This is a genomic window from Paraburkholderia susongensis, assembly GCF_900177725.1.
Taxonomy (GTDB): Bacteria; Pseudomonadota; Gammaproteobacteria; order Burkholderiales; family Burkholderiaceae; genus Paraburkholderia; species Paraburkholderia susongensis.
The window spans coordinates 103,020-126,607 of record NZ_FXAT01000015.1; the positions used below are offsets into that span (position 1 = coordinate 103,020).

Annotated in this window: 16 protein-coding genes; 5 read left to right on the top strand and 11 right to left on the bottom strand. The window is 64.6% G+C overall.

The features are described 5' to 3' along the window. Positions 1-86: 86 nt before the first annotated feature. Entirely contained in the window at positions 87-1,034 is a 948-nt protein-coding gene (locus B9Z01_RS30030) for a tyrosine-protein phosphatase (protein ID WP_085489200.1), read from the bottom strand. A 362-nt stretch (positions 1,035-1,396) separates the two neighbouring features. Here B9Z01_RS30030 and B9Z01_RS30035 point away from each other — a divergent pair, with 362 nt between their 5' ends. Continuing rightward, positions 1,397-2,656 (top strand): MFS transporter, encoded by a 1,260-nt coding sequence (locus B9Z01_RS30035; RefSeq protein WP_085489201.1) that lies wholly within the window; start codon positions 1,397-1,399, stop codon positions 2,654-2,656. Positions 2,657-2,673: 17 nt separating this feature from the next. Next, complete coding sequence (locus tag B9Z01_RS30040; RefSeq protein WP_085489202.1) at positions 2,674-3,939, top strand: D-amino acid dehydrogenase; 1,266 nt, start codon at positions 2,674-2,676, stop codon at positions 3,937-3,939. A 253-nt stretch (positions 3,940-4,192) separates the two neighbouring features. Here the strand turns inward: B9Z01_RS30040 and B9Z01_RS30045 are convergent, their stop codons facing one another. From B9Z01_RS30045 to B9Z01_RS30055, 3 genes are all read right to left on the bottom strand, one after another. Beyond that, complete coding sequence (locus B9Z01_RS30045) at positions 4,193-5,662, bottom strand: glutamate synthase subunit beta (RefSeq protein WP_085489203.1); 1,470 nt, start codon at positions 5,660-5,662, stop codon at positions 4,193-4,195. A gap of 102 nt (positions 5,663-5,764) precedes the next feature. Beyond that, complete coding sequence (locus B9Z01_RS30050) at positions 5,765-10,468, bottom strand: glutamate synthase-related protein (RefSeq protein ID WP_085489204.1); 4,704 nt, start codon at positions 10,466-10,468, stop codon at positions 5,765-5,767. Positions 10,469-10,818: 350 nt separating this feature from the next. Then, positions 10,819-11,526 carry a transposase gene (locus B9Z01_RS30055; protein WP_085489205.1) on the bottom strand — a complete coding sequence of 236 codons (708 nt, stop codon included), beginning with the start codon at positions 11,524-11,526 and terminating at the stop codon, positions 10,819-10,821. 187 nt (positions 11,527-11,713) lie between these two features. On the opposite strand from B9Z01_RS30055, the gene B9Z01_RS30060 reads away from it, so the two are divergent. Then, a complete protein-coding gene (locus tag B9Z01_RS30060; protein WP_085489206.1) occupies positions 11,714-12,439 on the top strand; it encodes an OmpW/AlkL family protein in 726 nt (241 codons plus the stop codon). Between the two features lie 342 nt (positions 12,440-12,781). Continuing rightward, positions 12,782-13,162 carry an ElaB/YgaM/YqjD family protein gene (locus tag B9Z01_RS30065; protein WP_085489207.1) on the top strand — a complete coding sequence of 127 codons (381 nt, stop codon included), beginning with the start codon at positions 12,782-12,784 and terminating at the stop codon, positions 13,160-13,162. 104 nt (positions 13,163-13,266) lie between these two features. Here B9Z01_RS30065 and B9Z01_RS30070 read toward each other — a convergent pair whose 3' ends face one another. The 7 genes from B9Z01_RS30070 to pilM all read right to left on the bottom strand — a co-directional run bounded on the left by B9Z01_RS30070 (position 13,267) and on the right by pilM (position 20,834). Continuing rightward, positions 13,267-14,520: a deoxyguanosinetriphosphate triphosphohydrolase gene (locus tag B9Z01_RS30070; protein ID WP_085489208.1), complete on the bottom strand. Its 1,254-nt coding sequence runs from the start codon at positions 14,518-14,520 to the stop codon at positions 13,267-13,269. A 71-nt stretch (positions 14,521-14,591) separates the two neighbouring features. Further along, the gene (gene aroB, locus B9Z01_RS30075; RefSeq protein ID WP_085489209.1) at positions 14,592-15,677 is read right to left on the bottom strand and encodes a 3-dehydroquinate synthase; all 1,086 of its coding nucleotides are present in this window, start codon (positions 15,675-15,677) and stop codon (positions 14,592-14,594) included. Next, positions 15,677-16,228 carry a shikimate kinase gene (locus tag B9Z01_RS30080; RefSeq protein WP_085489210.1) on the bottom strand — a complete coding sequence of 184 codons (552 nt, stop codon included), beginning with the start codon at positions 16,226-16,228 and terminating at the stop codon, positions 15,677-15,679. Before B9Z01_RS30080 ends, aroB begins: the two co-directional genes overlap by 1 nt. 115 nt (positions 16,229-16,343) lie before the next feature. Beyond that, a complete protein-coding gene (locus B9Z01_RS30085) occupies positions 16,344-18,146 on the bottom strand; it encodes a type IV pilus secretin PilQ (RefSeq protein ID WP_420814738.1) in 1,803 nt (600 codons plus the stop codon). Continuing rightward, complete coding sequence (locus B9Z01_RS30090) at positions 18,146-19,105, bottom strand: hypothetical protein (protein ID WP_085489212.1); 960 nt, start codon at positions 19,103-19,105, stop codon at positions 18,146-18,148. Before B9Z01_RS30090 ends, B9Z01_RS30085 begins: the two co-directional genes overlap by 1 nt. Then, the gene (locus tag B9Z01_RS30095; RefSeq protein WP_085489252.1) at positions 19,102-19,785 is read right to left on the bottom strand and encodes a fimbrial assembly protein; all 684 of its coding nucleotides are present in this window, start codon (positions 19,783-19,785) and stop codon (positions 19,102-19,104) included. Before B9Z01_RS30095 ends, B9Z01_RS30090 begins: the two co-directional genes overlap by 4 nt. A 53-nt stretch (positions 19,786-19,838) precedes the next feature. Next, the gene (gene pilM / locus B9Z01_RS30100; protein ID WP_085489213.1) at positions 19,839-20,834 is read right to left on the bottom strand and encodes a type IV pilus biogenesis protein PilM; all 996 of its coding nucleotides are present in this window, start codon (positions 20,832-20,834) and stop codon (positions 19,839-19,841) included. Positions 20,835-21,089: 255 nt separating this feature from the next. Between pilM and B9Z01_RS30105 the strand changes: the two genes are divergently transcribed. Continuing rightward, positions 21,090-23,489 (top strand): penicillin-binding protein 1A, encoded by a 2,400-nt coding sequence (locus B9Z01_RS30105; protein WP_085489214.1) that lies wholly within the window; start codon positions 21,090-21,092, stop codon positions 23,487-23,489. Positions 23,490-23,588: the final 99 nt, after the last annotated feature.

Here is a 23,588-nt window from a genome sequence, read left to right on the forward strand (position 1 = left end):
TCGATGCCGCCCTTCTCCGTCCGCCCGCATCCTCGGGGCGGACTTTTTTTGCGCGCTGAATGAGATGCCAGCCTGACCGAAACGGCTCAGTGCACGAGCCGGTTGCGCAGCGCGTCGACCGTCGCCGGTGAAAGACCGAGGCCTTGCGTGAGATAGCTCGTCATCGTCCCGTAGCCCGCCTGCACCTGATCGAAGCCCGCTTGCAGATAGCTTTCTTCGACGTTGAGCAATGGCGCTTCGACCGTGGCAACGGCAGCGCCGTCCTGCGCGCGCAGCGTGGTCGTTTGCGCGGAAATCGACTGCGCGAGATAGACATTGCTGAGCAGGTAGTCCTGCATGATTACGTCGAGCGGCACGTTGGCGATGCTGAGCAGCAACGCCGCGACCCAGCCCGCGCGATCCTTCCCAGCATTTGAATGAAACAGTTGCGCGCCCTCGCCATTGGCGAGGGCGCCGAGCAGCGCGCCGTAGGCGGCTCGCTGCGCACCGCCCGTCACATAGGCGCGCGCCTGCGCTTCCATGAACTCGACGGCGTCTGCGGCCGTATCGAGCGTGGGCGCGACGAAGTCGCTGGTGCCGAGCACGTTGAGCGTGCGTGCGGACGCGCCGGGAGGCAATACATCGGTGGCGCGCGCGATTTCGCCGGGCGTGCGCAGGTCGTAGACCGACGCGATGCCGAGCTTGCCGAGCGTCGCTTCGTCCGTGCTGCTCAAGGTCAGCGCATTCGCGCGATAGAACGCGCCGCGGCGCATCTGCTTGCCGTCGACAGTCTGATAGCCGGCGCCCACCCCTGCCAGATCGCGGAAATTGCTGACCGACGCAAGGCGCGGCGTGTCCGGCTGATCGGCGTCGAGACTGCCGCCGCACGCGGAAAGCAGCGTGCTGCCGAAGCCCGAGACCAGCAGCGCGCTCGCCGAGCCCCTGAGAAAACGCCGCCGCGACGCCGAGGTTTCGCCCGGCGCGCCGTGGCCTGCCTGCACGGTCGTGCTGGCAGGAAGGCGTGACGGTGACCAGGTTTTCGCTGAAACGGGCATCAGGGGCAGATGTAATGGACGGTTCGTAGCGGCCGGAGTGCAGACGCAGTTTAACGGGTGCCAGTAACTTTTGCGTTACACCGTAGCCTTTGGTAACGAAAGGGTGGGATTCGGCGTTGCCCCGCACGGAGAACGCGCGGCGGGTCCAATGGACCGCACCGGCGTGCCGCACTGTTGTACAACTCATTTCCGCCTGCTTGCGTGTCTTATCGGTTATTACTTCGAGCGGTCATTTTCCGGCCGCTATCGACCCATGCCGTTTTTGACCACAATCGACCGCACGACGCCGCATCCCCGTAGAATACAAAAACCCTACCATCCAGCCCCCGCAGGCAAAAGAAGCCTGGAGACCATAACAAAACATGTCTTCTCTCCAATGGTTCACCGAACTGTCCCCGCGCGAGCGCCGCACCCTTTATGCCGGCTTCGGCGGCTACGCGATCGACGCGTTCGACTTCATGATCTACTCGTTTCTCATCCCGACGCTGATCGCGACGTGGGGCTTGAGCAAAGGCGAAGCGGGGATGATCGCCACCAGTTCGCTGATTTCGTCGGCAATCGGCGGCTGGCTCGCCGGTATTCTCGCCGATCGCTACGGCCGCATCCGGGTGCTGCAATGGACGATCGCCACGTTCACGATCTTCACGTTTCTGTCGGGCTTCACGCAGTCGTTCTGGCAACTGCTCGCCACGCGCACGCTGCAGGGCATCGGCTTTGGCGGTGAGTGGTCGGTCGTGACGATCATGATGGCCGAGACGATCCGCTCGCCGCAGCATCGCGCGAAAGCGGTCGGCACCGTGCAGAGCAGTTGGTCGTTCGGCTGGGCGGCCGCGGCGATCGTCTACTGGGCGGCGTTCGCGCTGCTGCCTGAGCAGTATGCGTGGCGAGCGTGCTTCTGGGTCGGCCTGCTGCCCGCCGCGTGGATCATCTACATCCGCCGCAACGTGAGCGACCCGGAAATCTTCCTCGAAACGCGCCGCGCGCGCGAAAGCGGCTTCAACACGTCGCACTTCATGCAGATCTTCTCGGCCACGCACCTGAAGACGACGCTGCTCGGCAGCGCGCTGTGCACCGGCATGCTCGGCGGCTATTACGCGATCACAACGTGGCTGCCCACGTATCTGAAGACGGTGCGTCATCTGTCGGTGTTCAACACGAGCGGCTATCTGATCGTGCTGATCGTCGGCTCGTTCACCGGCTATATCGTCGGCGCGATTCTGTGCGACAAAATTGGCCGGCGCGCGTCGTTCGTGCTGTTCGCGATCGGCTCGTTCGTGCTCGGCATGGTCTATACGATGCTGCCGATCACCGACACGATGATGCTCGCGCTCGGCTTCCCGCTCGGCATCGTCGTGCAGGGGATTTTCGCGGGCGTGGGCGCCTATCTGTCGGAGCTGTATCCGAACGAGATACGCGGCTCGGGGCAAGGCTTCTGCTACAACCTCGGGCGCGGCGTCGGCTCGTTCTTTCCGATTCTGGTCGGCACGCTCGCGCAGACCATGACGCTCGTCAAGGCAATGGGCATCGTGGCGGGTTCGGGCTATCTGCTCGTGATCGTCGCCGCGTTGTGCCTGCCGGAAACGAAAGGCAAGGTGCTCGGTGCGGCGCGCTCCGCAGTCTGAATTCGCAGTAGATACCCATGAAAACGATTGTTCTCGGCGGCGGCGTGATCGGCGTCGCCACAGCTTTTTATCTGTGCCAGCAAGGCTGCGAAGTCACGCTGATCGAGCGCGAACCCGACGTCGCGCTTTCCACGAGTTTCGGCAACGCCGGTGTGATCGCGCCGGGCTACGTGACGCCGTGGGCCGCGCCCGGCATGCCGGCGAAGATCCTCAAATACCTGTTCAAGCCCGCCTCGCCGCTGATCTTCCGGCCGACGCTCGATCCGGCCCAATGGCGCTGGATCGCACGCTGGCTGCGCGAGTGCGAGCTCGAACGCTTTCGCGTCAACAAGCAGCGGATGCAGCGCATCGCGTACTACAGCCGCGCGTGCCTGCACGAATTCCGTGGCCGTCATCCGTTCGATTACGGCCGCAGCCAAGGCTACCTGCAACTGTTTCGCAGCGACTTTGACGTCGAGCTCGCGCAGCCAGCGCTCGCGGTGCTGCGCGACGCGGGCATCGCGCATCGGGAAGTGAGCGCGGCGCAGTGCGTCGAGATCGAGCCCGGTTTGCGCTGGGCGCAGCAGGCGCCGCACTCGGGCCTCTATCTGCCCGACGACGAAGCCGGCGACTGCGCGCGCTTCACTCGTGAGTTGCGCGCGATCTGCGAGCGCAATGGCGTGCGCTTTCGCTTCGATACGCGCGTGACCTCGCTCGAGGTGCAAGGCGGTGCGGTGCGCGGCGTGCGCATTCAGGGCGAGCGCGGCGCCGAGACGTTGCAAGCCGACAGCGTGGTCGTCGCGCTCGGCGTCGATAGCGCGGCGCTGCTCGCTCCGCTCGGCGTGAAGGTGCCGCTCTATCCGGTGAAAGGCTACTCGGCGACCTTGCCCGTCATCGACGAAGAAAAGGCGCCGCGCGCTGCGCTCATGGACGAATCGCTCAAGACGGCGATCACGCGCTTTGGCAACAACCTGCGCGTGGCGGGCACGGCGGAACTCGGCAATCGCCAGACAACGTTGCGCGAACAAGCCTTGCAGACACTGCTCAAGGTGTTGCGCGACTGGTTTCCGCATGCGGCGAAGCCGAGCTCCGCGCATTTCTGGGTGGGCCGCCGGCCGATGACACCCGATGGCGCCCCGCTGCTCGGTCCGTGCCATGTGGAGAATCTATGGCTGAACCTCGGACACGGCTCGACGGGTTGGGCGATGTCGATGGGCTCGGGGCGCGTCGTCGCGGATCTGATTACACAGCGCAAGCCGGAGATCGATCTCGATGGGCTGACGCTTGCGCGGTACCGGAAGTAAGACCGCGAGAAACCGCTCTGCTGACGGCGCGATCCCGCACGGCTAAGCGTCTTCAGTGGCTGAAGCACGAAGGCGCGCGCATTAAAAAACCGGACTCACCTTTTCGGGTGAGCCCGGTTTTCCTTTTATTTACCGCTTCGCTTTACCGCTGTATGTGCCTTTGACCCGGCACATTGTCGTCTCCACGTCTTCCTGCAAATCGTGGCCGGCGTGCGCGTATCGGAAATGATCGCGCAAGCCGGCAGGAGACGCCTTAGCGCGGCAGTTCGGAATGCCCCATCAGGAATGCATCGACCGAACGCGCGCACTGACGGCCTTCGCGGATCGCCCACACCACGAGCGACTGGCCGCGGCGCATGTCGCCCGCGGTGAACACCTTGTCCACCGACGTGTAGTACGCCTTATCGCCTTCGGTCGACGCACGCACGTTGCCGCGCGCATCCTTGTCGACGCCGAACGCTTCGAGCACCGGCGAGGCCGGCTGCGTGAAGCCCATTGCGAGCAGCACGAGATCGGCCTTCATTTCGAATTCGGAGTTCGGCACTTCGACCATCTTGCCGTCCTTCCATTCGACGCGCGCGGCGATCAGCTTCTCGACCTTGCCGTTCTTGCCTTCGAGGCGCTTGGTCGCAATCGACCAGTCGCGCTCGCAGCCTTCGTCATGCGACGACGACGTGCGCAGCTTGATCGGCCAGTACGGCCACACGAGCGGCTTGTTCTCTTCTTCGGGCGGCTGCGGCAGCAGTTCGAACTGCGTGACGCTCTTCGCGCCGTGACGGTTCGACGTGCCCACGCAGTCCGAACCCGTATCGCCGCCGCCGATCACGACGACGTGCTTGCCCTTCGCGAGCAACTGGTTCGGCACCTTGTCGCCGGCATTGCCCTTGTTCTGCTGCGGCAGGAACTCCATCGCATAGTGGACGCCTTCGAGTTCGCGGCCCGGCACCGGCAGGTCGCGCGGCGTTTCCGAACCGCCGGCGATCACGACCGCGTCGAACTGTTCCTTCAGTTCGGCCGGCGTGATGGTTTCCTTCGCGGTATTGCCGATGTGCGCCGGCAGCGAGTCCGCGCGGCCGACGAACACGTTCGCGCGGAACGTCACGCCTTCGGCCTCCATCTGACGCATGCGGCGGTCGATCTGCCACTTCTCCAGCTTGAAATCGGGAATGCCATAACGCAGCAGGCCGCCGATACGGTCGTTCTTCTCGAACACGGTCACGTCGTGTCCGGCGCGTGCGAGCTGCTGCGCGGCGGCCAGACCCGCAGGGCCCGAGCCGACCACGGCGACCTTCTTGCCGGTCTTGTGCTTCGGCGGCTGCGGTGCAACCCAGCCTTCGGTCCAGGCTTTGTCGATGATCGCGTGCTCGATCGACTTGATACCGACCGGGTCGTTGTTGATGCCGAGCGTGCACGCCGCTTCGCACGGCGCCGGGCAGATGCGGCCCGTGAACTCGGGGAAGTTGTTGGTCGAGTGCAGTACTTCGATCGCGTTCTTCCAGTCCTGGTGGAACACGAGGTCGTTGAAGTCCGGAATGATGTTGTTGACCGGGCAGCCGTTGTTGCAAAACGGAATGCCGCAGTCCATGCAACGTGCGCCTTGAATCTTCGCCTCGTCGTCGCTCAGTGCCGCGACGAATTCCTTGTAGTGCTTCACACGCGTGAGCGGAGCCTCGTACGTCTCGTGGCGACGTTCGAACTCGAGAAAACCGGTTGCCTTGCCCATGTGGTTCTCTTCTCTAATCTGTATGTAGGGTGATCTGGACCCGCCGCGCGTCGAGCTATCGAGACGCGGCGGGTACGGCTAAATGATTTTTGCGCAGGCAGCTTAAGCGGCGAGCACTTCCTTGTTCGCCTTCTTCGCGGCGAGTTCGCCGAGCGCGCGCTTGTATTCGGTCGGGAACACCTTCACGAACTGGCGGCGCGACGCGTCCCAGTTTTCGAGCAGCGCCTTGGCGCGCGGCGAGCCCGTGAACTGGAAGTGACGCTCGATGAGCCCCTTGAGCAGCGCTTCGTCGGTCGTCGCGCAGTGCCACAGACCCTGGTCGACCGTGCGTTCCTGTTCGGCCTGCTGCAGGACCGGATCGAGCGCGACCATCGACTTGTTGCACTTGCTCGCGAACGTGCTGTCCGGATCGAACACATACGCGACGCCGCCCGACATGCCGGCAGCGAAGTTACGTCCCGTCTCGCCGAGCACGATCACCGTGCCGCCCGTCATGTATTCGCAACCGTGGTCGCCCGTGCCTTCGACGACCGCCGTCGCGCCCGAGTTACGCACGCAGAAGCGCTCGCCCGCGACACCGCGGAAGAAGGCTTCGCCTTCGATCGCGCCGTACATCACCGTGTTGCCGCAGATGATGTTCTCTTCCGACTTGCCGCGGAAATCGTTGGTCGGACGGATGATGATGCGGCCGCCCGACAGGCCCTTGCCCACGTAGTCGTTGCCGTCGCCGACCAGATCCAGCGTGACGCCCTTCGCGAGGAATGCGCCGAAGCTCTGCCCCGCCGTGCCCTTCAACTGGATGTGAACCGTGTCGTCGGGCAGGCCGTCGTGGCCATACTTCTTCGCGATCGTTCCGGACAGCATCGCGCCGACCGTACGGTTCACGTTGCGCACCGGCTGGATGAACGAAACGTGCTCGCCCTTCTCGATCGCGGCCTTCGCCTTCTCGATCAGCGTGTGGTCGAGCGCGCGGTCCAGACCGTGGTCCTGCACGTCGACGTGCTTGCGTGCCACTTCGGCCGGCACCGACGGCTGATAGAACACGCGCGAAAAATCGAGACCCTTCGCCTTCCAGTGTTCAATGCCCTTCTTCGTGTCGAGCAGTTCGGCATGGCCGATCAGGTCGTCGAACTTGCGGATGCCGAGTTGCGCCATGATCTCGCGCGCTTCTTCCGCAACGAAGAAGAAGAAGTTCACGACGTGCTCGGGCTGGCCGTTGAACTTCGCACGCAGCACCGGGTCTTGCGTCGCGACGCCGACCGGGCAGGTGTTCAGATGGCACTTGCGCATCATGATGCAGCCTTCGACGACGAGCGGCGCCGTCGCGAAACCGAACTCGTCCGCGCCGAGCAGCGCGCCGATCACGACGTCGCGGCCGGTCTTCATCTGGCCGTCGGCCTGCACGCGGATACGGCCGCGCAACTGGTTCAGCACGAGCGTTTGCTGCGTTTCGGCGAGACCCAGTTCCCACGGCGTGCCCGCATGCTTGACCGACGACAGCGGCGACGCGCCCGTGCCGCCGTCATGGCCTGCGATCACGACGTGATCGGCCTTCGCCTTCGCGACACCGGCAGCCACCGTGCCGACGCCCGATTCCGACACGAGCTTCACCGAGATGCTCGACGACGCGTTCACGTTCTTCAGGTCGTGAATCAGTTGCGCGAGGTCTTCGATCGAGTAGATGTCGTGATGCGGCGGCGGCGAGATCAGGCCGACGCCCGGCACCGAGTAACGCAGCTTGCCGATGTAGTCCGACACCTTGTGACCCGGCAATTGACCGCCTTCGCCAGGCTTCGCACCCTGCGCCATCTTGATCTGGATCTGGTCGGCCGACGCGAGATACTCCGCCGTCACACCGAAGCGGCCCGATGCGACCTGCTTGATGCGCGAGCGCAGCGAATCGCCTTCCTTGAGCGGAATGTCGACGACCACTTCGTCGCCGATCACCGACTTCATCGTGTCGCCGTTCCTGATCGGAATGCCGCGCAGCTCGTTGCGATAACGGTTCGCGTCTTCGCCGCCTTCGCCGGTGTTCGACTTGCCGCCGATGCGGTTCATCGCGACGGCGAGCGTGGCGTGCGCTTCCGTGCTGATCGAGCCCATCGACATCGCGCCGGTCGCGAAACGCTTGACGATTTCCTTCGCCGGTTCGACTTCGTCGAGCGGAATGGCCTTGGTCGGATCGAACTTGAATTCGAACAGGCCGCGGAAGGTCATGTGGCGCTTGGTCTGATCGTTGATCAGATGCGCGTATTCCTTGTACGTCTGGTACGAGTTGCTGCGCGCCGAGTGTTGAAGCTTCGCGATCGCATCCGGCGTCCACATGTGTTCTTCGCCGCGCACGCGGTACGCGTATTCGCCGCCCGCGTCGAGCATGTTCGCGAGGACCGGGTTGTCGCCGAACGCTTCGCGGTGCAGACGGATCGCTTCTTCCGCGACGTCGAAGAGCCCAATGCCGCCAACCTTCGACGACGTGCCGTGGAAGTACTTCGACACGAGATCCGCGGCGAGACCGACCGCTTCGAAAATCTGCGCGCCGGTGTACGACATGTAGGTCGAAATGCCCATCTTCGACATGACCTTCTGCAGGCCCTTGCCGACTGCCTTCGTGAAGTTGTAGACCGCCTTCTCCGCCGACAGGTCGCCCTTCAGGCCGGCCGCGAGCTGGCCGAGCGTTTCCATCGCGAGGTACGGGTGCACGGCTTCCGCGCCATAGCCCGCGAGCAGCGCGAAGTGGTGCGTTTCACGCGCCGAACCCGTTTCGACGACAAGACCCGTGCTCGTGCGCAGACCTTGCTGCACGAGGTGCGTGTGGATCGCGGCGGTCGCGAGCAGCGCCGGGATCGCGACGTTGTCGCGGTCGGTCTTGCGGTCCGACACGATCAGCATGTTGTAGCCGGACTTGACCGCGTCGACGGCTTCCGCGCACAGCGACGCGAGGCGCGCTTCGATGCCTTCCTTGCCCCAGGCGACCGGATAGCAGATGTTCAGTTCGTACGAGCTGAACTTGCCGCCCGTGTACTGATCGATCGCGCGGATCTTCGCGATGTCCTTGAAGTCGAGCACCGGCTGCGACACTTCGAGACGCATCGGTGGGTTGATGTTGTTCGTGTCGAGCAGGTTCGGCTTCGGGCCGATGAACGACACGAGCGACATCACCATGTTTTCGCGGATCGGGTCGATCGGCGGGTTCGTCACCTGCGCGAACAGTTGCTTGAAGTAGTGATAGAGCGTCTTGTTCTTGTTGGACATGACCGCGAGCGGCGAGTCGTTGCCCATCGAGCCGACCGCTTCCTCGCCGGCTTGCGCCATCGGCGCCATCAGGAATTTCAGGTCTTCCTGCGTGTAGCCGAACGCCTGCTGGCGATCCAGCAGTGCAGCAGCTTCACGGCGTTCCGTCACGACGTCTTCGGCCTTCGGCTCGATCTCGTCGAGCTTGATCCGGACCGCGTCGATCCAGCTCTTGTACGGCTTCGCGTTCGCGAGGTTGTCCTTCAGTTCCTTGTCGTCGATGATGCGGCCGTGTTCCATGTCGATCAGGAACATCTTGCCCGGCTGCAGACGCCACTTCTTGACGATCTTCGACTCGGGGATCGGCAGCGTGCCGGCTTCCGAGGCCATGATGACGAGGTCGTCGTCGGTGACGATGTAGCGCGCCGGACGCAGGCCGTTACGGTCGAGCGTCGCGCCGATCTGACGGCCGTCGGTGAACGCGATCGCGGCGGGGCCGTCCCACGGCTCCATCATCGCGGCGTGGTATTCGTAGAACGCGCGGCGGTTGTCGTCCATCAGCGTGTGCTGCTCCCAGGCTTCCGGGATCATCATCATCATTGCGTGGACGAGCGGGTAGCCGGCCATCACGAGCAGTTCGAGACAGTTGTCGAACGATGCCGTGTCCGATTGGCCCGGATAGATGAGCGGCCAGAGCTTCGGCAGGTCGTCGCCGAGCACGTGCGAAGCGATCGCGCCGGTACGCGCGTTCAGCCAGTTGACGTTGCCCTTCACGGTGTTGATTTCGCCGTTGTGGGCGATCATGCGATACGGGTGCGCCAGTTCCCAGGCCGGGAACGTGTTGGTCGAGAAGCGCTGGTGCACGAGCGCGAGCGCCGACACGACGCGCTCGTCCTGCAGGTCGCGGTAGTACACGCCAACCTGGCCCGCCAGCAGCAAGCCCTTGTAGACGACCGTGCGCGCCGAGCACGACGGCACGAAGTATTCCTTGCCGTGCTTGAGCTTGAGCGCCTGGATGCGGTGGCTCGCGGTCTTGCGGATCACGTACAGCTTCCGTTCGAGCGCGTCGGTCACCATGATGTCCTTGCCGCGGCCGATGAAGATCTGGCGGATCAGCGGCTCGCTCGCCTTGACGGTGGGCGAAATCGGCATGGTGTGGTCGACCGGCACGTCGCGCCAGCCGAGCACGACCTGGCCTTCGGCCTTCACCGTGCGCTCCAGTTCCTGTTCGCAGGCGATGCGCGAAGCGTGCTCCTTCGGCAGGAAGATCATGCCGACGCCGTATTCGCCAGCCGGCGGCAACGTCACGCCCTGCTTCGCCATTTCTTCGCGATAGAAGCCGTCCGGAATCTGGATCAGGATGCCCGCGCCGTCGCCCATCAGCGGATCAGCGCCGACGGCGCCCCGGTGGTCGAGGTTTTCGAGAATCTTCAGGCCCTGCTCGATGATCTCGTGGCTCTTCTGGCCCTTGATATGGGCGACAAAGCCGACGCCGCAGGCGTCATGCTCGTTTTGTGGGTCGTACAGACCTTGGGCGGCGGGAACCGGGTGAATCGATTGCTGGTGGTCGTTCATGGGGACACCGTCTGTGAGGGGCCGGACAGGCCGTTAAACCGTTTTTTCTTTTGCCGCAGTGCGCATCGCAACCACGACGACGCTCTTCTCGCGGAAGAACTGTGCGTGTCGGAAAGCGCCGGAACTCGGAATATACGCGACGAATCAAGGGAATAGCAAATAAAACGTGATGATTGATCCCCGATTATCAAAATGGTGCATTGCGGCCATTTTTTATTGGTTCCACATCAAAATGGGGCAAAAGAAAACGGCATATGAAATGCCGTTTTCATGCAGCCCTTTGATGCAAAACGCTTTATTGCCATTTAGAGGCAGGCTATAAGGACGCGCCTCGCGACCTCGTGACAGCCTCACTGTGTATGCGGTGTCTCGCGGACCTTGCGCGGCCGGCCGCGCGGCAACGGCGAGACGCGCCGATTCGCAGCCCGCGCCGCCCATTCGCGGTACGTGTCGCTGCCGAGCACCCAGCCCTTGAGCGTGGCTTGCTGAAGCTGACTCGCTTCGCGCTCGTCGAGCGGTTGTTCGCACAATTCGCGATACGCGCGCTGCCGCTCGAACGGCGTATTGCCGAGCGACCAGTAGAGAGGGTGGTCGGTAATCAGACTGTCGAGGGTAAGACCGATGTGATGCCGGTAGCTCGACCAGCGGTAATCCTCCGGCGCGCCGACCAGCTGCGCGCGCACCGGGCACATTTCGACGACGCGGCTCGCGAGCAGGAAGTAGCGCTCGCCCTCGATCACCGTGGCCCGGTAGCGGCCTTCCCACAAGGTGCCGCGGCGCGCATAGCGCCGGTTGAAGTGCGCGACGTAGCGCCGGCCGACGGCCTGCATCGCCTTGGGCAGGCTCGACTCCTCAGTCGGCGTGACGAGCAGCTGCACGGCGCCCGGCATCAATGCGTACGCGTGGATCGAGAGGTGATGGTCCCGCGAAGCCGCCTTCAGGCAATCGATGAAAAGCTCATAGTCCTGGTCGTCGACGAAAGCAGGCTGCTGGTCGAGCCCGCGGAGGATGACGTGCTGCGGCTGGTCAGGGACATAAAGACGTGCAAGCCGTGCCATGCTGGAGTATCCAATAATCGCGTTGGTATATACCCGAAGGTCCAAAGAGCCGCATGCGCGCAAGGTTCGGCGCCACGCGACCAAGCCAGAAACCGCGCTGCGCCTAGGGAGAAAGCTCTAACCGCCGCGTATGGTTTGTTTCAAACGTTCTCGTCATAATGAGCGGGCCTTTTTTGGAGGAGCACATATGAAATTAAAACAGGCCGTAACGGGGATGGCAGTGCTTGCCGGCATGAGCACAGCGGCACACGCGCAATCGGCAGGCACCTTTTACGTCACGACAGGCTGGTTCCATCTTGCACCTCAGTCGAGTAGCGACCCGCTCAGAGTGACCAGCATCGGCGGCAGCCCAACCAACATCACAGAGCCGAACACCGGCGCCTCACTCAGTTCCGCCGACACCCTCGGCTTCACCGCCGGCTATTTCATCACCGACCACATCGCCACTGAATTCGTCGTTGGCATTCCACCTACTTTCGACCTGTACGGCACGGGCAGCCTCGAACAGTTCGGCAAGATCGGGCAGGCGAAACAGTGGAGCCCGACTCTGCTGTTCAAGTACTACTTCAACGCTCCGACCGCTTCGTTCCGGCCGTATCTCGGTGTCGGCGTGAGCCGCATCTGGTTCACGGGCGAGGAGATCACCAACAGCGCATTCGAAGCGAACGTTCTGCATGGTCCGACCAGCGTCTCAACGGATAGTTCGTGGGAACCTGTGTTTAATGCAGGCTTCACGTACGCCTTCAATCAACACTGGTTCGCCGGCGTGTCGATTTCGTATCTGCCGCTCAGCACGACCGCCAAGCTGACCTCCGCAGCGGCTACGCCGGTTGGTACGCTCACCGTACAGTCGCAAACCAAGATCAAGCTGAACCCGATCGTCACCTACGTCAACATCGGTTACCGTTTCTAACGCTTCGCGATTATTAGGGGCTGTTGAGTTAGGTTAGTCGAATTTTCGAGGCATGGGCAACGCTGTCATCGATCCGATGGCGGCGTTTCCATCTGGCAGCCCACCTGCGCTGTGATGCGCTTCGTGCGTTTGTAAATTTGACGTAGGTGCGTGCGGGCACGTGCAATATCTGCCGAGAATAGACGCGCGTTGCTGCCACCGCCGACTCTCCTGCGCCATGCCCCGAAGGAACCGCCGGTTTGGCATCGAAGTTGCGTTCTAATGGCGTTTCCCGCGCGGTGACGCGATACTGCGTTTGCGCGATCGCGCGTGGGACCTTTTAAACTCTTCGACGGAGCGACCATGACAGCACTTCCGAATACGAGAGACGCCCTCGGCGAATCCTGGACCAGCGCGAGCCGCCGAGCGCGCCGCATCGCTCGGCATAGCCGGCATGCGGCGGAAGATATCGCGGCCGAATTGCGCACACTGCTGTCGGAACTCGAATCGACGCTGGCAGACGGTACCCACGCCGATGCCGTGGCGTTGCGCGGCAGGCTGAGCAACCAGCTCGACGCGGCGCGCACGCGCCTGAACGAAACGCGCGAGTCCATGCGCGCACGCGCCGGAGTCGCGATCTCGGGTGCTGACAGCTACGTGCATGAAAACCCGTGGCAGACGATTGCAATCGTCGGTGGGCTCGCGCTGATTGCGGGCGCGCTGTTCGCGTCGCGCTCGCGCTAAGGCGAGTGGCCGGGATGCGATGAAGTGGAGGGGCCGCCGCGCCGCCTCTCGCCGCGCCAACAATACTGGCCAGGGCCCTGCCCATTCCGGCTGCGCCTCGCCGTCTAGTTGTCGTCGATCACAAAAAGCCGCTGATATTCCTTCACTGCGTAACGATCCGTCATGCCCGCGATGTAATGCGCGATCAGACGCGGCTGCAGCGCCGCGTCCGCCGACTGGTAGCCAGGCGGCAAAAGCCGCGGATCGTCGGTGAAGGCGTCGAAGAGACCGACCACGACGCGGCGCGCCTTGTTAGCCATGCGCATCACGCGGTAGTGGCGGTACAGGTTTCTGAACAGAAAGCGCTTGAGCGCCGCGGCCTGCGCGGCGATCGCGTCGCTATGCGCGACGAGCGCGGGTGCGGCGCGCACGTCGTCGAGCGATGCTGGCGCGTAGCGCGCGAGGTTCAGCCGGGTCGCCTCGATCAGATCGACGATCAGCGTATTGATGACGCGCCGCACCGTCTCGTGAATCAGCCTGCGCCCCTCGATGTGCGGAAAATCGCCGCGCGCCGCCTCGTAGTGCATCTGCCATAGCTCGACTTCGGCGAGCTGCTCGATCGTGAGCAGGCCGGAGCGCAAGCCATCGTCGACGTCGTGATTGTTGTACGCGATTTCGTCGGCGACATTCGCGATCTGCGCTTCGAGCGACGGCTGCCGCCCTTCGAGAAAGCGCTCGCCAAGTGCGCCGAGCCGCCGCGCGTTTTCCCGCGAGCAATGCTTGAGAATGCCCTCGCGCGTTTCGAAGCAGAGGTTCAGGCCGTTGAACGCACCGTAGTGCTCCTCGAGTTCGTCGACGACCGCGAGGCTCTGCAGATTGTGTTCGAAGCCGCCATGCTCGCGCATGCATTCGTTCAGCGCATCCTGGCCGGCATGGCCGAACGGCGTATGGCCGAGATCGTGCGCGAGAGAAATCGCTTCGACGAGGTCTTCGTTGACGCGCAGATTGCGTGCGACCGAACGCGCGATCTGCGCGACTTCGAGGCTGTGCGTCAGGCGTGTGCGAAACAGGTCGCCCTCGTGATTCACGAACACCTGGGTCTTGTATTCGAGCCGGCGGAATGCGGTCGAATGGACGATGCGATCACGGTCGCGCTGAAACTCCGTGCGCGCGCTCGGTGCGTCCTCGGGATAGCGGCGCCCGCGCGACTCGTTCGAATGCGCCGCATACGGCGCGAGGTGCGCTTCGAGCGCCTGCTGGGTCGGCGCGGCGACGGCCGCCGCGTCCGTGGCGATGGTTGCGGTGCTCGCTGGGTTCGCAACGGCGGCCGAGCGCGCCGCCGGGTCGTGTTTGAGGTCGTCGCTACGCCTGTCAGTCACCGGGTTCTCCGAAACATGGGCGGCGCCTTCTGACGCGGATGCGCGACGCGTGGCAGTATGCCGCAGCGGGTCTATACGGCGGCGGCCAGCGTCGCATGCACCTCGGTGTCGGGCGCCCGGGTGATCAGCGTCTCACCGAAACGCTTCAGCAGAATGAACTTGATTGCTCCGCCTTCCGCTTTCTTGTCGACCTGCATCAGTTCGACGTAGCGGTCCGCGCCGAGCGCGGGTGCACGGGTAGGCAGATGCGCGGCCACGATCACGTCGACGAGACGCTTGCGCGACGCTTCGTCGAGATGGCCGAGACGCACGGACAGGTCCGCCGCCATCACCATCCCGCAGCCGACTGCCTCGCCGTGCAGCCACTCGCCGTAGCCGAGCCCGGCTTCGATCGCATGACCGAACGTGTGGCCGAAATTGAGGATCGCGCGCAGTCCGCCTTCGCGCTCGTCCTGCGCGACCACCGATGCCTTGATCTCGCACGAACGCTTGACCGCCTCGGCCAGCGCCTCGGGTTCGCAGCGGTTCAACGCCTCGATATTGACTTCGATCCAGGTGAAGAAACCGGTGTCGGCGATCGCGCCGGTCTTGATGACCTCGGCGATGCCCGCCGCCAGTTCGCGCCCGGGCAACGTGCGCAGCGCGCCGATGTCGGCAATCACCGCCTGCGGCTGGTAGAACGCGCCGATCATGTTCTTGCCGAGCGGATGATTGATGCCGGTCTTGCCGCCCACCGACGAATCCACCTGCGACAGCAACGTGGTCGGCACCTGGATGAACGGCACGCCGCGCATATAGCAGGCCGCGGCAAAACCAGTCATGTCGCCGATCACGCCGCCGCCCAAAGCGATCAGCGTGGTCTTGCGATCCGCGCGCGCGCCGAGCAGCGCGTCGAAGATCAGGTTCAGCGTTTCGAGATTCTTGTGCGCTTCGCCGTCCGGTAACACGACCGTGGACACCTGCTTGCCGAGCGGCGCGAGCGCCGCGCGCAGCTTGTCGCCATAGAGCGGATCGACGGTGGTATTCGTGACGATGGTGACCGAGCTGCCGGCGATGTGCGGCGCAAACAGCGCAGTCTGGCCGATCAGATCGGCACCGATATGGATGGGGTAGGCGCGCTCGCCCAGTTCGACGTTGACGGTAATCATACGGTCCATTATGACGCAGGATGTTTGCCGACGCCGGCCATCTCGAGCTGCATCAGAACCATGTTGACGAGTCCGTTGACCGAAGGCCGGCCGGTTTCAATCACGAAATGCGCGCACTCCCGGTAGAGCGGATCACGCACTTCATAGAGCGCTTCGAGGCGCGCCTTGGGGTCTTCCGTCTGCAGCAGCGGGCGATTCTTGTCGCGCCGCGTGCGCAGCCACAGGTCGTGCGGATTGGCGCGCAGGTAGACCACGAGGCCGCGGCTTTTCAGCACCTCGCGGTTTTCCGGCCGCAGCACCGCGCCGCCGCCGGTCGCGAGCACGATATCGTCGCGCCCGGTCAGCTCGGAGATCACGTTTGCCTCGCGATCGCGAAAGCCCGCTTCGCCCTCCAGCTCGAAGATCACGGGAATGCGCGCGCCCGTGCGTGCCTCGATTTCATGGTCGGAATCGAAGAACGGGCGCTCGAGACGGCGCGCAACCGCCCGGCCCACAGTGGTTTTCCCTGCCCCCATGAGCCCTACGAAAAATACATTGGCGTGTGCGTCCCGCGCTTGCAACGGTGTCCTCTGGCTAATCCGGTGTAGTTCGTGCCGCAGCTTACTGGCAAAGCGGCTGCCTTGTCGAGCCTGCGCGCCGCCGGCGAACGGCGGCGCTGGCGTGCCCTAACGCGCCCTAATTTTCGTGAACGACGCTTGGCGTGATGAAAACCGCCAGCTCACTGAGCTGGTCACGATGGGTCCGATTGCGGAAAAGCGCGCCCAACACGGGTATTTTGCCGAGGAAGGGCACCCGCTCCACGTCGTCCCGGTCGTCGGTCGCGTAAATTCCGCCTATCGACACCGTACCACCATCCTCGACCTCGACGCGCGTTCGCACGTGCTTGGTGTTGATCGCGGGCCCGGCGTCGGTCTGCTCGCCGACGCTGTCCTTCGCGACATCGAGATCCAGCACCACACGGCCGTCCGGCATGATCTGCGGTTCGACCTCGAGTTTGAGCGTAGCCCGGCGAAACTGCACACCCGACACGCCCTGCCCGACCTTGGCCTGATAAGGCAATTCGGTGCCCTGTTCGACGATCGCCTTCATCCGGTCCGCGGTGACGACCCGCGGGCTCGAGACGATTTTCCCATGCCCTTCGGCCTCGAGCGCGCTCAACTCGATATTCAGAAGCCGCGTCGCATGGGCCGCGAACAGCGTCAGGCCGGCGGTGGCTGCATCGAAACCCGAGAGGGGACGGGCCGACAGATCGTAGACGGTGCCATCTTTACCGCCGTTGAGCCCTCTTGCCGTGCCGTCCGCGCTTGAGCCCGCGTTCGTGCTCGCAAGCGAGAGCCGCACGCCGAGATTGCGCGAAAAGCCATGATCGCCTTCGACGATGCGCGCCTCGATCAACACCTGGCGGGTCGGCCTGTCGACCGCGGCGATCAGCGCCGCGATCTGCTCGAGCCGCCCCGCGAGATCGGTCACGAACAGCAGATTGGTGCGCGGATCGGCGGTCACGGCGCCGCGTTTGGACAGCACGCGCTGGGTGCCGGAGCCGGTCAGCAGGCGCCGCACGTCCTCGGCGTGCGCGTAGTGCAGCTCGAACGTGCGGCTCGCGAGCGGTTCGAGGTCGGCGGCCCGCGCGTGCGCTTCGAAGCGCTGCCGCTCGCGCGCGGCCAGCTCCGAGGCCGGTGCGACCCAGATCACGTTGCCGTGGCGCTCCATCGCCAGATTGTTGACGTCGAGCAGTGTGTCGAACGCAGTGCGCCACGGCACCTTGTCGAGCCGCAGCGAAACGGCGCCGCGCACTTTCTCGCTCGCGACGATGTTCAGTCCGGTGAACTCGCCGAACGCTTTGAGCACGGCGCCGAGCTCGGCCCGCTGGAAATTCAGCGAGATAGGTTTGTTGCCGGCCGGCAAGCCGGTATCGGTCGCGCCTTTCGATGTGCCGCTCAGGCGCAGCGGCGGCGGAAGCGGCACGGGCGGGCCTTCCAGGGTGGTCGTGCCGGCGGTGTCGTCACGCGCGGGGGCCGCGGCTTGTTTCGGCACAGGTGCGGCACGCCCGGCGATGTCTGCGCCGTCGTCCGGGGAAGCGTTGGGCGCGCTGGGCGCATTGACCGAGGACGCGACCATCAGGTTTGCGTCCGGGTCGTACTCCGCTTCCTGCGCCGGGTTTGGTGCCGCGTTTTGCGCCGAGTCCTCGCGAAACGGGTTCGACGCTTCGCCGATCCCGCCGCGCGGCAACGGTGCCGCCTCGTCAGCGGCATCGGCGGCATAGACGGACGTGCCCGGGTCTTCGAACGGCGTGTAGGCCGGCAACGGCGGCAACAGCGGCGGCGGCGTTGAAGCCTGCGCAATGCCCGCGCCGAGCGTCGTGCTGATGCAGAGACTCAGGCAAAGGCGCACACAAAGCCTCGAGCGAAGCCCCACACCGTGGCTCAAGCCACGCCCGACACGCGACACCGCCACACGCCATCGCTTCATCCAGTTCATCATGAAGCCTCCGTCAGCGTCAGCATGCGCGTCGTGCCGCCGTTCGCGAGCGTGATGCCCTGCGCGTCGAGCCGCGTAACACGTTCGACGCCAAGCTGCTGCCCAGCGGTAACCGTGGCGACGCCGTCAGGCGTATCGAGCAACGCGAGGCCGCGCATGCGATCACGCAGCAAGCCGACCAGGCGCAGTTGCACCGCATCGGCCAGCTCGCCGCTTGCGTGCATCGGTGGCTGCGCAAATGGATCGAAGAACACGATGTTTTCGTCGTCTTCGTCCGACTCGTCAGCATCAAGACTTGCGCCGAGGCCGGCGTCAGTGCTCACTGCATCGCGCGCGTGAGCGGCGTCAGCAAGAGCCGCCGGCCGCAGCGCATCGAACACACGCAGCGTCGCACTCACCGCGAGCGCCGCGCTGTCCTGCTTGACGCTCACATCGACTGGAACGATCAGCACCGGCAGTTGCGCGAGCCCGTGGAAGAACGCCATCAGATGAACGAAGTCCGTGCTTGCAGTGAGCAGCAAAGGGCGCATGCGTTCAGCACCATCGCCGCTCGCAGCACCGGGTTCAACCGCGAGCAATGCGACGCCGTTCTGCGCGGCCAGCTCGGAGACGATGCGCACGTCGTCGGCGGAACCCCATGAGACGGGAGCCGACGGTACGGCCGGCAGCGCGGCGGCTGCGCGACGTAACGAAGGCAATTGCACAAGCGCGTGCTTCGCATCCGCGAGACGCTGCGTGCTGGCCACGAGCGCCTCGCGACTCGCCGCGAGGCCGCCGGCATCAGCGGAGATCCAGCCATACGCACCGAGGCCGAACACGAGCATGGCGATCAGCGCCGCGACGAGCCGGCGGCGGCGCAGACTCCACGCGTCGAGCGGCATACGCACGCGCTTCATCAACCGCGAAAAATCAAGGGAGGCGTTTGCCGCGCCGCCCGGCTCGAAAAAGGTCGTGCTCATTTTGCACCTTCCGGTTGTGCGGACTTCACGCCATACGCCGCCGAGGCGCCGGCAAGAAGGGGGTTTTTGGGCGGCGGCTCATCCCAGCGCAGGCGCGCGTCGAACTCGACTGGAGCGTTCGCCGTCTTGTCCGCCGCGCCGCCGCGTGCCGCCGGCCGATGCAGGTCGCGCATCTCCGCGCCCCGCACGCCGTGGACCGCACCAACGCGTTTGAGCCATTCGGCCGAAGCGATATGGCTGCGCGAAGTTGCACGCAACTCCGTCTCGTACTCGCGCTGGCGCAATTGCCGCAGCACGACGCCGTCGCCGGGTTCGAAGCTCAGCGCCTCGAGCAGATCGAGCACATGCGTGAGCGGCGCGGACAGGCTCGTCGCGCGCGCGGCGTTTTTGCGCAGATCGTCTTGCGCTCGCAGCAGCTTCGTGTGCTCCGCGAGCGGCGCGCCGAGCTGCGTGAGCGCCTGTTCGGCCGACACGCGCCGCGCGTCGAGCCGCATCTTGTCGAATGCCTGCCAGCCCGCGAGCACAAGCACGCCGGCTGCGCCGACGCACGCCGCCACGAGCCAGTCCCGCTGACAGCGCCGCCGCGCGAGCCGCGCATTGCGTTGCCGGTAAGGCAGCAGATTGAAGCCGCCGAGCCACGGCCTTGCAAAGCGCGTCTCACGCAGCGCGGCCGGTGGCATAGGCGAGCCCGCCGTCCGCCAGAACGGCCAGGACGAAAGCGAAAGGCCGCGCATCATTCGATCACCCCGCGCAACGCGAGCCCGAACGCAACCGCGCCGGCCGGCTCGTGCAGCAATGCGTCGTCGAGCGGACGCACGCGGTTGCCGAGCAGCGCGCATTCGAACGGCAACACCGAACAGCCAAGCACGTCACCGACATCGGCCAGCGAAAAGCCAACGCCGTCGAGCAGATCGATCTCCCCGCCAACCAGTGCGCAATCGAGCACCGGACCATGGGCGAGGTCGCGCAACGCGTCGGCGAGATCGGCATGCTCGGGCGCCGGATAGTGCATCTGGCCGTCGATCACACCATCGACGACGCGCCACCCGTACACGCCGTCCGTGCCGATCCACAGCGCCGCATACGGCTCGTTCGGGTCGAGCTCCTGATCCGCCGCGTAGCGCATCGCACGCAGCGCGGCATGAGGTTCGCCGTCGATCGCGGTCAACGAAATGCCCGCCGCCGCCGCACATTCGATTCGCGCTTCGAGATGCTGGCGCGCGGTCGCCGCAATCGTCACCGAACGCACCGGCGACGGCGTTTCGTCGACGAACCAGTCGACCGCGAGCGCGTGCCGCTCGATACCGGCAATGCGCTCGGCCTCGCCCATCACCGCGGGCGCGAGTCCGGCGAGCGCGGGGCCGCCGTCTTCTTCCGCGCAATGACTCTGCGCGGCAAGCTGTGCGAGCGGCACGGTGGTCGTCAGCGTGGCCGACGCGGGCACCGCCATCGCACATTGCAGCGCATGCGTCGCGCACAGGCGCGGCAGACCGGCAAAGACATCGCGCAATGCGCGCGCGACGGCCTGCCGGTCGACGACCTCGGTGCCCGCCATCGCGCCGGCCGCAAGCGGCACCGTCTGCACGTATTCGAGATGCAGCGCGCCAAACGCGCGCGAACGCTGACTCAGCACGACCAGACGCACGCTTTGCGACCCAATGTCGATCCCGGCGGCGAACCGCTGCCGGCCCGATTGCATAGCCTCGAGCCACGAATTTTTATATGCCATTACACCCTCCCTCTGACTCACGCGACGAACCATTCGAACGCGAGTAACGGGGAATCATTGTGGCGAGACGCGGCGCCGCGCGACATTCAGCCAAATGGCTAACGTTGAGGGGAAGGCGCCCCGCGCGGCATCAAACGGACTACAGTGAAGTCATTCCCGCGCACAGGGCACAGCCCTTTCGCGCACCACGTAAGCAGGCCGAAAGCCGGGAAGGCGAGGCAGCTATAATCGCGGGATTGTTTTTCCGGTATCCCTATGCAATCCACGTCTCCTACGTCTACCCCGCCCGCGCCGAAAAAGCGCAAACGCCCGTTGTGGCTGAAGCTCCTCCTCGGCCTTGCCGGGCTGATCGTGGCGGGCGTCGCGTGCGTGGCGCTGGTGCTCGGCTATGCGCTCGTGGTCGCCACGCCGAACCTCCCTTCACTGGATGCGTTGACCGACTACCGGCCGAAAGTGCCGCTGCGCATCTACACGGCCGACCATGTGCTGATCGGCGAATTCGGCGAGGAGCGGCGCGACATCGTGCACATCCAGGACGTGCCCGACAGTCTGAAGAAGGCGATCCTCGCGATCGAGGACGCGCGCTTTTACGACCACGGCGGCGTCGACCTCACCGGCATCGCTCGCGCGGGCTTCGTCGCGCTGACCAACGGCCATGCAACGCAAGGCGCGAGCACGATCACGATGCAGGTTGCGCGCAACTTCTTCCTCTCGAGCGAGAAGACCTACACGCGCAAGATTTACGAGATGCTGCTCGCGTACAAGATCGAGTCGAAGCTGACCAAGGATCAGATTCTCGAGGTCTACATGAATCAGATCTATCTCGGTCAACGCGCGTATGGTTTCGCGAGCGCGGCGCGCGTGTACTTCGGCAAGGACCTCAAGGAGCTGACGCTCGCCGAATCGGCGATGCTGGCCGGCCTGCCGAAGGCGCCGTCCGCATATAACCCGGTGGTCAATCCGAAGCGCGCGAAGGTGCGGCAGGAGTACATCCTGCAACGCATGTACGAGCTGCACTACATCACCCAGGAGCAGTACGACGAGGCGCGCCAGCAGCCGCTCGTCGTCAAGGGCATGGGCAAGGAGTACAGCGTGCACGCGGAGTACGTCGCGGAAATGGTGCGGCAGATGATGTACGCGCAGTACCACGAAGAGGCGTACACGCGCGGACTCAACGTCGTGACCACGATCGACTCGGCCGATCAGGACGTCGCCTATCGCGCGCTGCGCAAAGGTCTGATGGACTACGAACGGCGGCACGGCTATCGCGGGCCGGAAGCGTTCATCGATCTGCCGGCCGATGCGGAAGAGCGCGAGCAGGCGATCGACGACGCGCTCGCCGAACATCCGGACAACGGCGAGATCATCGCGGCCGTCGTCACGGCGGCCAGCCCGAAGCAGGTGCAGGCGACGTTCATCGACGGCAATGTCGCGACGATTCAGGGCGACGGCCTGCGCTACGCGCAGTTCGCGCTCGGCACGCGGGCACAGCCGAATCAGCGCATCCGGCCCGGTGCGATCGTGCGGCTCGTGAAGAACGACGACGGCGACTGGTCGATCACGCAACTGCCGCAGGTGGAAGGCGCGTTCATTTCCGTGGTGCCGCAGGACGGCGCGATTCGCGCGCTCGTCGGCGGCTTCGACTTCAACAAGAACAAGTTCAACCACGTGACTCAGGCGTGGCGTCAGCCGGGTTCGAGTTTCAAGCCGTTCATCTATTCGGCGTCGCTCGAAAAGGGGCTGGGGCCGGCCACGATCATCAACGACGCGCCGCTCTTTTTCAGCGCGGCCGAAACCGGCGGCCAGGCATGGGAGCCGAAGAACTACGGCGGCGGCTTCGACGGTCCGATGACGATGCGCACCGCGCTGCAGAAGTCGAAGAACCTGGTGTCGATCCGCATCCTGAACCATATCGGCACGAAGTACGCGCAGCAGTACATCACCCGCTTCGGCTTCGACGCGGACCGTCACCCCGCCTATCTGCCGATGGCGCTCGGCGCGGGTCTCGTCACGCCGTTGCAGATGGCGGGCGCGTTCTCGGTGTTCGCGAACGGCGGCTACCGGATCAACCCGTATCTGATCGCCGAAGTCACCGATCAGCGCGGCGTCGTCGTCGCGCAGGCGCAGCCGCTCGTGGCCGGACGAAGCGCGCCGTTCGCGATCGAGCCGCGCAACGCGTACGTGATGAACAGCCTGCTGCAAAGCGTCGCGCAACGCGGTACGGGTGCGAAGAGCAACGCGCTCAAGCGCACCGATATCGGCGGCAAGACCGGCACGACCAACGATTCCCGCGACGCATGGTTCGCCGGTTATCAGCACACGCTTACGGCCATCGCGTGGATCGGCTACGACAACCCGCGCAGTCTCGGCGACAAGGAAACGGGCGGCGGACTCGCGTTGCCGGTATGGATCGAGTACATGGGCCGCGCGCTCAAGGGCGTACCCGAATACAAGATGCCGCGCCCCGACGACGTGACCGAAATCGGCTCGGAGCTTTATTTCGATAACTTCACGCCGGGGCACGGTTTCATCGCGACAGTCGGCGTGAGTCAGGCGACGCTCGACGCCGGGGCGAGCGGCGCTTCCGCAGCCGCGCCGGAGCAGGTCGGGGAACAGGAGAAACAGGACATCATGAATCTGTTCCGCGGGCACTGAAGCCGCGTCGATGTCTCGCCAGAAAGAAAAAACCGCCGCGTTCGATACGCGGCGGTTTTGTTTTGGGCGCTGCGATTCACGCGGGTCGTGCTGCTATCG